This is a genomic window from Rickettsia endosymbiont of Gonocerus acuteangulatus, from assembly GCF_964026435.1.
In the GTDB taxonomy this organism is placed as follows: domain Bacteria; phylum Pseudomonadota; class Alphaproteobacteria; order Rickettsiales; family Rickettsiaceae; genus Rickettsia.
In genome coordinates this window covers 1396973-1408799 of the sequence record NZ_OZ032147.1, presented here as the reverse complement: position 1 = coordinate 1408799, position 11827 = coordinate 1396973, and the positions used below count along the sequence as shown (strand labels likewise).

Below are 11827 nucleotides of genomic sequence, written 5' to 3'. Positions count from 1 at the left end.
GTCCATGAATTAAGGGATATTATGAAGTGCTTCACTATAAAACATTGCTGTGTAATAAGAGTTTTTAGCATATTTGCTATAACATAGCGTAAGTTTTGAGGAATACGAAGCAAATAGAAATTGCAAGATCGCAGTACAGTGGAGCTACAGGTAGAGTTACTAAAGGTATAGGAGTAGTGAGTCTGGTATATTATAACCCTGATATTAATAAGTTTTGGGTAATAGATTATCGAATTTTTGCACCTGATCATGATGGAGCAACAAAACTAGAACACCTATTAAACATGTTAAATAATGCTGCAAAACTTACGCTATGTTATAGCAAATATGCTAAAAACCCTTACTACAAAGCTATGTTTTTACAGTGCATCACTTTATAATATCCTTTAATTTATAGGAATTATATCAAACATAGCGTAAGTTTTGGCTGTTTATAGCAAGAAGATTCCTTTTCAAACAGTACTTTTTGACACATGGTATTCTACACACAAAATTATGCAACATGTTGACTCTCTGGGGAAATATTATTATGCCCCTATTAAAGCCAATAGAAACGTTAGTAAAACACACGATTCTAAACCTTATAAAGCTGTAAAAGAGTTGACATTTTCAGATGAAGAGATCAGGCATGGAGTAGAGATTCATATAAAAGGCTTTGCTAAAAATAAGCATGTTAATTTGTTTAAATTTACTGTTTCTACCAATAGAGTTGAGTATGTTGTTACCAATAACAAAACTCAAAAATCTTCTAAAGCTGCACAAGATGAGTGTGGCTTTCGATGGGTAATTGAGAGCATGCACAGAGAAATTAAGCAACTTACTGGGATAGAACGTTGTCAATGCAGGAAACAGCGTATTCAACGTAATCATATTAGTTGTGCATTTTTAGTTTGGGCATTTCTCAAAAGGACTGCAAATACAATCGGTAAAACGGTTTACCAAATAAAGTTAGGGCTTTTAGATGACTATATGCAACAACAGCTGCGTTCTCCATCTTTACGATATTTAGAACCAAACATAGCGTAAGTTTTGACTATTTAGAAACAGTAAATTATACAAATTCTGACACTATATTATGGAGTTTTCGAGATGAACAAAAGCCAGATTCTTCTAATAATACTAAACCTACTATTTCTTTAAGTTATAATGCAGAAGTAGGAGGGGGTACAGCAGAGGAAGCCAAAGAACCTATAATGGAACAAGACGGAAATGTTATATATATAGATTATAGAAAGATTGTACCATTAAACACTAAAACTCAATCTATAAAAAAGATTTTAGAAGCTGGAAAAGCAAAAGCAAAAGAAATGCTTCAGAACGTTGATGGTCTGATAATTCCTGGTAATGAAGCAGCAGTTTATCCTGAATTATTTGACAGTAAAGAAAATTTTGGTAAAACTGATAAAGAACGCTCAATAGCAGAAAGTATATTAATAGATGTGGCTATACAAAAAGGTATACCAATAATAGGAATATGCGGTGGGCATCAACTTATAAATGTATATTTTGGAGGTAAATTAGCTAATGTTGATGAGCTAGATTATTCAAAAGTTAGGATTGATAAAGATTTAGAATTAGCCCGTATTACTAAAAATTCATCTATTGTTGAAGATTTAGAATCAGCCCGTCTACCACCTCAAAAATTTTGGGCTTCTCATAAACAAATAGTAAAAAAATTGGTAATTTAAACTTTATAAATCCAGTTGCAATGATAGAAAATGAAATAGTGGCAACTGAATCAGAGTTTGGAACCCCAATTAAAACTTTTCAGTTCCATCCAGAAATATTATCTGAACAAAATGAAATAGAATTAGAACGAAATAAAAAAATATTTAAAATATTTGTTGAGACTTGTAATAATTACCGAAATAAAAAAATAAATTTAGGAAAAATAAAGCAAGACATAGAAATAATTACTGAATCCCAAGATGATAACCATGAAAATGAAATATCAGTTGAAAACCTTAAGAATTTTAGAAATTCTATCAAGGAAATTTTTTCTAAAATTTCTACTACTAAATATTCTACTTTCGAAGAAATAGAAAAAAATAATAAACGATTACAGCAAATTATCATCAGTAAAAAAATTAACCGTGATTTAAATGAAAAGGAAATAGCATTAATTAATTTAGGTGTAACTGCTAAACAATTTATAGAGCAAGATGATGATTTAAGCTCAACATTATGTAATAATTTTTATGGGCTAAAAAGCTTAGTAGGATCAGGATTTACTTTAGAAAAGTTATTTAGTAAAGATATTGAAGAACAAAAGTTCCTGATTCAATATGGCTATAATGTAAAAACCTTAATAGACTTAGGAATTTCTTTAGAAACATTATTTAGTAAGGATACTGAAGAGCAAAAATTCTTTATTCAAAATGGATATAATATAAAATATTTAAAAGAAATAGGGATTTCTATACCTGAATTAGTCGCTATGGAATCAGAACAACAAAAGTTTTTGATTCAGTATACCCCAAATGTTAAATATTCAATCGAAACAAAATTTCCTACATCTGAGCAAACTGGTAGTAGCTTCATCTGCCAATTATTTCATCTCCTAATAATTCAGATTCTAGCTCATAAAAATTAGGATGAGGACCAGATTCAAAAATATACCATGCTTCATTGTATAAAATAGTTATAAATTCATCGGTTTATTAGCCAATTTTATATTATGTTCAGGCCACTTTGCCTCACTATAGGGATAAAATAATAACTTCTTATTAATATAATCTTTAGTTATAACCATATTTTGACCTTCTATGTGTATAACATCCCTCAGCATATATATACTCAATTTAAAATTATAGTTACCAAATATAATATGCCAATTATTTAAATAAGTTGCATAAAATCGTTTTTTTAAGTATACTTTTCTTCTTTTAATATAAACTTTTTTTATGTCACAAAAATTAGGATTTTGGGCAGTTTTTGCATTAGTAACCGGTAGCCAAATCGGTACTAGTGTTTTTATACTTCCTTTAAGTTTAGCACCTTATGGTATATATAGCATGTGGGGATGGGTGCTTTCGCTATTCGGTGCTATGAGCATCGCACTTGTATTTTCATATCTATGTGCAAAATTTCCTAAGACAGGCGGTCCGCATGTTTATATCCGTGAGAGCTTTGGGAAAAAAGCCGCCTTTTTTGTCGGTTGGACTTATTGGGTTATATCATTTATTAGCACTAGCATAGTTGTAATCTCTGCTATAGGTTATCTCACTCCTTTTTTCAAATCACAAGCAATATTAGATTTAATATTACAGATAATATTACTAGCTGCTATCATGATTTTAAATTTAAAAGGTCCTGAAGTGGCAGGCAAAGCAGAGTTTTATTTAACATTATTAAAATTCATACCTTTATTAATAGTGGGAATATGTGCGTTATCGCATTTTAATACAGATAATGTAGCTATTGCTGAGGAAGTAGAGAATTTAAGCGTTCCGGCTATCATGGGTAGGGTAGCACTGCTTACTTTTTGGGGGTTTATTGGAGTAGAATGTGCAACAACTACGGCAGGTTCGGTAAAAAATCCTTCTAAGACTATCCCAAGGGCTATAATGCTTGGAACTTTCTGCGTTGCCGTATTATATCTTATTAATAGTATTGGTATAATGGGTTTAATTCCTGCCTCAGAGCTAATTGTTTCAAAAGCTCCTTATGCTGATGCAGCAGCAAAATTATTCGGCGGTAAATGGTCAAGTGTAATTGCCGTTATAGCATCTATTATTTGTATCGGCACACTTAATGCTTGGGTGCTAACTAGCGGACAGATTGTTTTAGGTCTTGCAGAAGATGGTTTATTGCCAAAATTTTTTGCTAAGAAAAATAGTAATAATGCACCGGTATGGGGGATTATTGTAAGTTGCCTTGGTATTGTGCCGTTATTAGTATTTACAGCGAATGATAATTTTGCTGAGCAGATTACGCAAATAATAGATTTTTCGGTTATTGCTTTCTTGTATGTTTACTTAATTTGTGGCTTAGCTTTTTTAAAAATAATTCTTAGTTCAAAGAAAAATTTTTCTTATTATTATTTATTGATTGCCATAATATCAATCGTTTTTTGTGCTTGGGTTATTTATGAAACACCTATTAAAACATTAATCATAGCTAGTGCTTTTACTATAGCCGGCATTCCTTTATATTATTTATGGTATAAAGGTAGAAAATAAATTTTGGTGCATACCCATAGTACATGACTATTCTGTGTCATTCCCGCAAAAGCGGGAATCCAGCGTAAAACGAGATAAATCAAGTTTTTTTGTTAGTATTTTTATTATTTTCTGAATCCCGTGGTCAAGCAACTAGATGACACCGAACTTTGCTATTATTAAGCTATTTTAGGGGTAGTTTCAGTTGCTTCTCCTATTAGTTTAAGTCCACAAATTTTGAATTGATCAATTAAATAATTAGGTATATGGTTATGTGGTATAAAGTTTTCATCACATATTTTTTCTTGTAATTTAGGAGTGTCTACAATTTTAAATATTAAAGAATTGTATAAAGTACTATAGGAATTTATAATTTGATTTAAATTTTGCATTTTTTCAGCATCAATAAGCTCTTTATCTGCTATATATTTTCGAAAATTATGTAATATTTTTAAATGACCTAAGAAAAATCTAGAATTTTCATGTGTTATAGACATTCGCCAATCAACAAATTCTACTATATCTTTAGTAGTAATAGTATTTATCTACTATACTGAAATCATTATCTTTACATGCTTTTGTAAGTGTTAGTAAAGCTCTTAATATTGATTCAAGTCTGCCTCCTGTTAATTCTATTAAGTTTTTTTCGTTATACATAGATTTTTTATTAGCAAGTTTTACATCAATGTTAGCACCATATTTTATTAATAATTTTGTTACTTCTTTATTATCCAATATAACGGCATCTTGAATAGTAGTAAGACCCTAAATATTTTTTAACTCTACATTAGTAAATTTGATTAAAAGCTCTACTATTTTGATTTTATACTTTGTATTTACTCCTGTGTTTATAATATAATGTAGAGGAGTGTCGCTAAAATTATCTTGGATACTAGGGTTCGCTCCTTTTGCTAATAAAAATGTAACCACATCATCTGTCAACAACGGACGAAAAGTGATACAGATTTTTTCGTATTGCCGGTTGAAAATTGCTACAGTACCATAAAAAATTAACTTATATTCAAATCATATCATAATTCCCTCCTGTTTTTTAATTATTTCCGTTGGTAGAAAGCCCGCTTTCTTTTTATCCTTGAGCCTAAAACTGTCACCTTTAATATTGAGTATGGTGGAGTGATGAAGCAGACGATCAAGGACAGCAGCCGTAAGTGCACTATCCTGAGCCAAACTGGTATGCCATTGCCCAAAAGGTAGGTTGCTTGTAAGTATTACGCTACCCTTTTCATAACGCTTTGCTATAACCTGAAACAACAGACTGGCTTGCTCCTGCTTTAAAGGAAGATATCCAAATTCGTCTATTATTAAGTAACTTATATGGCATTATTACTCTTTTTAAATCTCTTTTGGGTATATTCCCCGCCGCTTGCGGCGTAATATGGCGGAATGAGCAAATATATACATAAAAGTCATAATGTTACGGTACTGCTGTATCACATGGTATTTCCAGCAAAATATCGCCGAGCAGTGTTTGACGTATCAGTTGATCAAGTATTACGAGAAATATGTTTAGAGATAGAAAAGAGATATCAAATAAAATTTTTAGAAATAGGGGTTGATGAAGATCATGTCCATTTTTTGGTACAATCTGTACCAACCTATAGCGTAACAAAAATAGTAACAACAATTAAAAGTGTTACAGCTCGTCAAATATTTAGACAGTGTCCACAGGTAAAGAAACAATTATGGGGTGGAGAATTTTGGACTGATGGATATTTTACGAGTACGGTAGGTAAGCATGGAAATGAGAATATGATAGGAAAATACGTAAAAAACCAAGGCAAGGAATATCAGAAACTGCATGAGGATCATCAGCTAGCTTTCTTCTAAAATACCCCGCTGCTTGCGGCGGGGATTACTTTTATTATGGAATTTAGGTTTCCTTGATTTAATCCGGCATCAAGCACAAGCATTAAATCTGCAGCTGTTATAAATTTAGTCTTGATCCCGCTTTGTGTGGCTGCATAACCAAGGCCTATGGCTATATGGGTTTTACCTACCCCCGAGGGGCCGAGAAGAATAACATTTTCCTGTTTTTCTACAAAAGACAGAGATTTTAGCCCTTCCAAGACCTGACGCTTTACTCCTGTAGCAAAATCATAATCGAAATCATCTAGTGTTTTTATAGCAGGAAAACCTGCCATTCTAGTGAGTATTGATTTACTCCTATTCTGCCGTACTAACAATTCAGTCTTTAATATTGATTCAAGAAAATCCGTATAACTTGATTCTTCTTTGCTAGAGGATTGTGCAATATCAAGATAACTTTCAGCTGTCTGAATAAGACCCAAGCAACGGCATAGTTCTTCAATACGTTGGTACTGCAGGTTCATAATGCCTCCAGTATTCTTTGGTATATTGATAGGGAATGCTGCAAGGAAACTGTAGAGAATCTCTCCAGCTTGTCTTCCTTAATCTCTGCTATAGCAAGCTGACTACCATTATAACATGGCGGTAGCGGCTGCAAATTATCCCTCTCAAGCTTTAATCTTTCTGCAGGGACTTCTTTCTCCAGTGGTCCCATGTATACGCAGATTGGCAGTATCACGCAACCATTTTAGTACCTCCGTATTTGCAGTATCTACATCCAGTACCAAACCCGAAGTTTTTAGTTTAGTAACTAAAGGATTATAAAAGCTATATCTTATATACCTGTTAAACCTCTCAACCTTACCCTTGGTTTTTGCTCGATAAGGTCTACATACTTTTAACCGAAAACCGTAATGTCCGGCAAAATCCAGCATCCCTTTATTAAACCGATGTAGCCCAGCCCCATAAGTATCCCTATTTAGTATTACTGTCTTCATATTATCATACAGTACTTCTTCGGGTACTCCTCCAAAATAATCAAATGCTCGTTTATGGCATTCTATTAATGTTGCAAGCTTCTCATTGCTGACAAATTCTACATAGCTTGACCGACTAAATCCTAAAGTCGCTACAAAAGCTGATAAAGAATTTTTACCCTTGCCAAATTCAATCCAGTCAACTTGCATCTGTTTACCGGGAGCTGTCTCAAACCTTATTACCTCTTCTGCTTGGGGTACCGGTTTTATACTCCTTAAGTAATCTCTAAGCTGGGTTATTCCGCCTTTATATCCCCCAGCTCCTTTATCTCTTGAAACATTACAGTACCAGGCAAAACTACAGGGTAAGCTGATTTTATTCTATCCTCTAGGTAGTTCTTATATGGACCAATCTTAGTTGTTAACTGTGGTCTATTCTTGTATTTAGGAGCGTCTTCATATTTTAAATACTTACGTACCGTATTTACTGATATACCTACTTCTCCTGCTATAGTTCTTAGGCTTTTACCTTGCTTATGTAAAATCTTTATTTCCATTATTTGTTCCAGTATTAACATTCTTTTTTATCTCCTTATCAGGAGGATACACTATTAATACTGTATCAATTTTTATCCGTCGCCCTGTATCATTTTACTTCCGTTGCTAACATCATCTAAATTTTTTGTAATAGCAGTATATAAAAGAGTATATTTATAAGGCTCTTCCAGAATATCAATATTTATGCCTTGCTTAAAAGCTTTATCCAAAAGAAGCTTTAATTTATCTTGTTCATTTTCTTTACATCTACTAACTGCCTTAAATAAAATTTCTGGTGTAATAGGTGAAGTTGAATTTAAAATATTATCTAGATAATTCGAAACTGGATTTGTTTCAGTTTTATTTTCTGTAAGCATAAAATACCTATGATTTATAAAATAATATATAAATCATCAACTATTAATTATCAAGTTAATATTTTAGAGTTTTTTTAAGATATTACGTATAGCCTCATCTTCTTTTAATTATTTTTTTAACCTACAGTAAAAATTCCTATTGACTTTTATATAAAAAGGTATAAGTTCTTTACAATTTAATTTTTTATAAAGAATTTATGCAGGGCTATGCAAAAGAGCAAAGAAGCTTAACACGTAATCAAAAAGAAGCCATAGGCTTACTATCTATTGGCACATTTCTTGAATATTTTGAGCTAAAGTTATACGTGCACATGGCTGTACTTTTAAACGAATTATTTTATCCAAAGGGCGGAGCTTAAATATTAATTTAGTTTAATTAAAACAAGTTATAGAAATAATTAAACCAAGTCAACAATTTTAATTATTAGTGGTAAAATAGCATAGGTAATAGTGCCGATTAAACTACTTAAGGCTTTTTCCTTGGGTTTCATTTAGTATCATAAAAGAACGTTATACTACAAAACTTACGCTATGTTTGGTTCTAAATATCGTAAAGATGGAGAACGCAGCTGTTGTTGCATATAGTCATCTAAAAGCCCTAACTTTATTTGGTAAACCGTTTTACCGATTGTATTTGCAGTCCTTTTGAGAAATGCCCAAACTAAAAATGCCCAACTAATATGATTACGTTGAATACGCTGTTTCCTGCATTGACAACGTTCTATCCCAGTAAGTTGCTTAATTTCTCTGTGCATGCTCTCAATTACCCATCGAAAGCCACACTCATCTTGTGCAGCTTTAGAAGATTTGTGAGTTTTGTTATTGGTAACAACATACTCAACTCTGTTGGTAGAAACAGTAAATTTAAACAAATTAACATGCTTATTTTTAGCAAAGCCTTTTATATGAATCTCTACTCCATGCCTGATCTCTTCATCTGAAAATGTCAACTCTTTTACAGCTTTATAAGGTTTAGAATCGTGCGTTTTACTAACGTTTCTATTGGCTTTAATAGGGGCATAATAATATTTCCCCAGAGAGTCAACATGTTGCATAATTTTGTGTGTAGAATACCATGTGTCAAAAAGTACTGTTTGAAAAGGAATCTTCTTGCTATAAACAGCATTATTTAACATGTTTAATAGGTGTTCTAGTTTTGTTGCTCCATCATGATCAGGTGCAAAAATTCGATAATCTATTACCCAAAACTTATTAATATCAGGGTTATAATATACCAGACTCACTACTCCTATACCTTTAGTAACTCTACCTGTAGCTCCACTGTACTGCGATCTTGCAATTTCTATTTGCTTCGTATTCCTTTTATTTGAAACCGTATCATCAAATATTGTATATCCATTAGATGAAAAAATAACATCATTCTTGATGTGTTCCCATAACAAAGAAGGTGTATATTTTTCATTCCTTAAAAATCTATTAATAACATCATGACTACATTTCTTTGCATGTTCAGCGTAGTAGGTTAAACTATAATTCTTTTGGCTAACTATTAAAAATTGACAATAATCTGTCCTATTAATTGGTATTGCTTGCAACTTTATCCTCTTTGACATGTTTAATTATTTTTACAATAATTTATCACTTTTTTACTCATAACGTAAGTTTTGACTAATTAAACAAGTTAATAGTAATTACGATAAGCTTTATAAATATAACGACAAATGCGTATAAAATTTTTAAAGGTTCGACAATTCAGGAAAAAAGAGGATTTTTAAATTTTGTGTTTTCGAACCTGCAATTGAAAGGCAAAAAACTTGATTACTCTCTGGCTTTTCTGTTCGATAAAATGCAAAAAATAGAGGGCTGTCCCATATAGCAAGGTGTACGGGACGTTATGCGAACCTTTAATGAGTTTAGATTAGTCTCAATTTAGTTTACGCTTAAACCTAGTTATAAAAACTAACTTGAAAATATGGCTTATTATACATATAAATATATGGATATTTGATATAAAATAAGATATTGTTAAGTTAATAGATTAAAGGCTAAAAATGGATTCTTCTTTTGAATGGGATGAAGAAAAAAAAATAAATTAATATTAAAAATTTATGAAGCTCAAAAAGCATTTTTAGACATTAATAGGATAATACTTGAAGATATAGATCATAGTATTATAGAAAAAAGATATTTTTGTTTAGGTAAAATTGAGGATAATATTTTAACAGTCCGTTTTATGTTTCGAAATCATCGTATAAGAATTTTTGGAGCAGGATATTGGCGTAAAGGTAAGAAAATTTATGAGCAAGAAAATAAAATATACTGATGGGGAAATAGGTAGAGTAAAAATAGTACAAGATTTTTTGCCTTCCCCTAAAGAGCTATTATTAAAAGATGATTCAGTAAAAATAACTATCTCATTAAGTAAAGAAAGTATAGAATTTTTTAAATCAGAGGCAGCTCATTTGCATGTTCCTTATCAAAAAATGATTAGAGCTTTGTTAGACAAATATACTGAGCATTATAATAAATAGCTAAAGTTGGCGGAGAGAGAGGGATTCGAACCCTCGATACGGTATGACCCGTATAACGGTTTAGCAAACCGCCGCCTTCGGCCACTCGGCCATCTCTCCATTTATGCAGAACTATTTTATATCAGCTAATTAAAAGAATTTCCAGAGTTATTTTTTCATTTGTATATTTTTTAAAGCATAAAAGTCTTCTCCTAATAATTTACAGTATTTACTAGATTCAAAAGGGATTCCATCAGGATAACACCAATTAATGGGTATATTATCATTTTTAGCTAAACTATCTATTAATGAATTTATATCCATTTTTATATTAGGTTTAACTTTTTCATAAGCTAATAAGTTTAAAAGCTGTATGATTAGACGCGGAATTAACTTCAAATCGTGTTCATATTTATTTATTATTTTGGTTACAATATTAAATCTTTCTTCAAAAGTAAAAGGGATGCGATCGGAGATTAAAGATTTTACTAAATCTTTATTATTGCAAGCATTCAGCAATAAATCAGATTGATTTAAAGTAAGATTACTATTACAAAACTTACGCTATGAGTAAAAAAGTGATAAATTATTGTAAAAATAATTAAACATGTCAAAGAGGATAAAGTTGCAAGCAATACCAATTAATAGGACAGATTATTGTCAATTTTTAATAGTTAGCCAAAAGAATTATAGTTTAACCTACTACGCTGAACATGCAAAGAAATGTAGTCATGATGTTATTAATAGATTTTTAAGGAATGAAAAATATACACCTTCTTTGTTATGGGAACACATCAAGAATGATGTTATTTTTTCATCTAATGGATATACAATATTTGATGATACGGTTTTAAATAAAAGGAATACGAAGCAAATAGAAATTGCAAGATCGCAGTACAGTGGAGCTACAGGTAGAGTTACTAAAGGTATAGGAGTAGTGAGTCTGGTATATTATAACCCTGATATTAATAAGTTTTGGGTAATAGATTATCGAATTTTTGCACCTGATCATGATGGAGCAACAAAACTAGAACACCTATTAAACATGTTAAATAATGCTGTTTATAGCAAGAAGATTCCTTTTCAAACAGTACTTTTTGACACATGGTATTCTACACACAAAATTATGCAACATGTTGACTCTCTGGGGAAATATTATTATGCCCCTATTAAAGCCAATAGAAACGTTAGTAAAACACACAATTCTAAACCTTCAAAACTTACGCTATGTTATAGCAAATATGCTAAAAACTCTTATTACACAGCAATGTTTTATAGTGAAGCACTTCATAATATCCCTTAATTCATGGGCATTATATCAAACATAGCGTAAGTTTTGCCTTATAAAGCTGTAAAAGAGTTGACATTTTCAGATGAAGAGATCAGGCATGGAGTAGAGATTCATATAAAAGGCTTTGCTAAAAATAAGCATGTTAATTTGCAAAACTTACGCTATGTTTGATATAATTCCTATAAAT

16 protein-coding genes, 1 tRNA gene and 3 pseudogenes are annotated in these 11827 nt (G+C 31.4%); 11 read left to right on the top strand and 9 right to left on the bottom strand.

The annotated features are described in order from the left end of the window. Positions 1-95 precede the first annotated feature (95 nt). The 5 genes from AAGD55_RS08730 to AAGD55_RS08710 all read left to right on the top strand — a co-directional run bounded on the left by AAGD55_RS08730 (position 96) and on the right by AAGD55_RS08710 (position 4181). Positions 96-380: a hypothetical protein gene (locus AAGD55_RS08730; RefSeq protein ID WP_341791188.1), complete on the top strand. Its 285-nt coding sequence runs from the start codon at positions 96-98 to the stop codon at positions 378-380. A 43-nt stretch (positions 381-423) separates the two neighbouring features. Further along, the gene (locus tag AAGD55_RS08725; protein WP_341791186.1) at positions 424-1026 is read left to right on the top strand and encodes a transposase; all 603 of its coding nucleotides are present in this window, start codon (positions 424-426) and stop codon (positions 1024-1026) included. A 167-nt stretch (positions 1027-1193) separates the two neighbouring features. Then, the gene (locus AAGD55_RS08720; RefSeq protein WP_341791185.1) at positions 1194-1688 is read left to right on the top strand and encodes a gamma-glutamyl-gamma-aminobutyrate hydrolase family protein; all 495 of its coding nucleotides are present in this window, start codon (positions 1194-1196) and stop codon (positions 1686-1688) included. 20 nt (positions 1689-1708) lie between these two features. Further along, a complete protein-coding gene (locus tag AAGD55_RS08715; protein WP_341791184.1) occupies positions 1709-2593 on the top strand; it encodes a hypothetical protein in 885 nt (294 codons plus the stop codon). A gap of 310 nt (positions 2594-2903) precedes the next feature. Continuing rightward, positions 2904-4181: an APC family permease gene (locus AAGD55_RS08710; RefSeq protein WP_341791183.1), complete on the top strand. Its 1278-nt coding sequence runs from the start codon at positions 2904-2906 to the stop codon at positions 4179-4181. A gap of 158 nt (positions 4182-4339) precedes the next feature. On the opposite strand, the gene AAGD55_RS08705 is transcribed toward AAGD55_RS08710, so the two are convergent. The 3 genes and pseudogenes from AAGD55_RS08705 to AAGD55_RS08695 form a co-directional block, all read right to left on the bottom strand. After that, on the bottom strand, positions 4340-4657 hold the full coding sequence (locus AAGD55_RS08705; RefSeq protein ID WP_341791182.1) for a hypothetical protein: 318 nt from the start codon (positions 4655-4657) through the stop codon (positions 4340-4342). Positions 4658-4685: 28 nt separating this feature from the next. Further along, entirely contained in the window at positions 4686-4895 is a 210-nt protein-coding gene (locus AAGD55_RS08700; protein WP_341791181.1) for a hypothetical protein, read from the bottom strand. A 291-nt stretch (positions 4896-5186) separates the two neighbouring features. Beyond that, positions 5187-5486, bottom strand: a pseudogene (locus AAGD55_RS08695) (ATP-binding protein); the annotation flags it as partial. Positions 5487-5564: 78 nt separating this feature from the next. Here AAGD55_RS08695 and tnpA point away from each other — a divergent pair. Beyond that, positions 5565-6008, top strand: a complete 444-nt coding sequence (gene tnpA, locus AAGD55_RS08690) for an IS200/IS605 family transposase (RefSeq protein WP_341790826.1) — start codon at positions 5565-5567, stop codon at positions 6006-6008. Here tnpA and AAGD55_RS08685 read toward each other — a convergent pair. From AAGD55_RS08685 to AAGD55_RS08675, 3 genes and pseudogenes are all read right to left on the bottom strand, one after another. After that, positions 6005-6511 (bottom strand): ATP-binding protein, encoded by a 507-nt coding sequence (locus tag AAGD55_RS08685; RefSeq protein ID WP_341791180.1) that lies wholly within the window; start codon positions 6509-6511, stop codon positions 6005-6007. The two genes, tnpA and AAGD55_RS08685, sit on opposite strands and share 4 nt — an antisense overlap. Next, a pseudogene (gene istA, locus AAGD55_RS08680) lies at positions 6508-7521 on the bottom strand (IS21 family transposase). The gene AAGD55_RS08685 and the pseudogene istA overlap by 4 nt, the downstream one beginning before the upstream one ends. 72 nt (positions 7522-7593) lie before the next feature. After that, the gene (locus AAGD55_RS08675) at positions 7594-7878 is read right to left on the bottom strand and encodes a hypothetical protein (RefSeq protein ID WP_341791179.1); all 285 of its coding nucleotides are present in this window, start codon (positions 7876-7878) and stop codon (positions 7594-7596) included. 197 nt (positions 7879-8075) lie between these two features. Here AAGD55_RS08675 and AAGD55_RS08670 point away from each other — a divergent pair. Next, positions 8076-8225: pseudogene (locus AAGD55_RS08670) on the top strand (MFS transporter); the annotation flags it as partial. A 177-nt stretch (positions 8226-8402) separates the two neighbouring features. Here the strand turns inward: AAGD55_RS08670 and AAGD55_RS08665 are convergent. Continuing rightward, complete coding sequence (locus AAGD55_RS08665) at positions 8403-9452, bottom strand: transposase (protein ID WP_341791178.1); 1050 nt, start codon at positions 9450-9452, stop codon at positions 8403-8405. A 482-nt stretch (positions 9453-9934) separates the two neighbouring features. Between AAGD55_RS08665 and AAGD55_RS08660 the strand changes: the two genes are divergently transcribed. Next, positions 9935-10162 (top strand): BrnT family toxin, encoded by a 228-nt coding sequence (locus AAGD55_RS08660; RefSeq protein WP_341792570.1) that lies wholly within the window; start codon positions 9935-9937, stop codon positions 10160-10162. After that, positions 10137-10370: a CopG family transcriptional regulator gene (locus tag AAGD55_RS08655; RefSeq protein WP_341792569.1), complete on the top strand. Its 234-nt coding sequence runs from the start codon at positions 10137-10139 to the stop codon at positions 10368-10370. The genes AAGD55_RS08660 and AAGD55_RS08655 overlap by 26 nt, the downstream gene beginning before the upstream one ends. 7 nt (positions 10371-10377) lie before the next feature. Here the strand turns inward: AAGD55_RS08655 and AAGD55_RS08650 are convergent. Continuing rightward, positions 10378-10469 (bottom strand) — tRNA-Ser (locus AAGD55_RS08650). Between the two features lie 48 nt (positions 10470-10517). Further along, positions 10518-10868: a hypothetical protein gene (locus tag AAGD55_RS08645; RefSeq protein WP_341791177.1), complete on the bottom strand. Its 351-nt coding sequence runs from the start codon at positions 10866-10868 to the stop codon at positions 10518-10520. An 88-nt stretch (positions 10869-10956) separates the two neighbouring features. On the opposite strand from AAGD55_RS08645, the gene AAGD55_RS08640 reads away from it, so the two are divergent. Beyond that, positions 10957-11652, top strand: a complete 696-nt coding sequence (locus AAGD55_RS08640; RefSeq protein WP_341791176.1) for a transposase — start codon at positions 10957-10959, stop codon at positions 11650-11652. A 33-nt stretch (positions 11653-11685) separates the two neighbouring features. Further along, on the top strand, positions 11686-11811 hold the full coding sequence (locus tag AAGD55_RS08635) for a hypothetical protein (protein WP_341791175.1): 126 nt from the start codon (positions 11686-11688) through the stop codon (positions 11809-11811). Positions 11812-11827 lie beyond the last annotated feature (16 nt).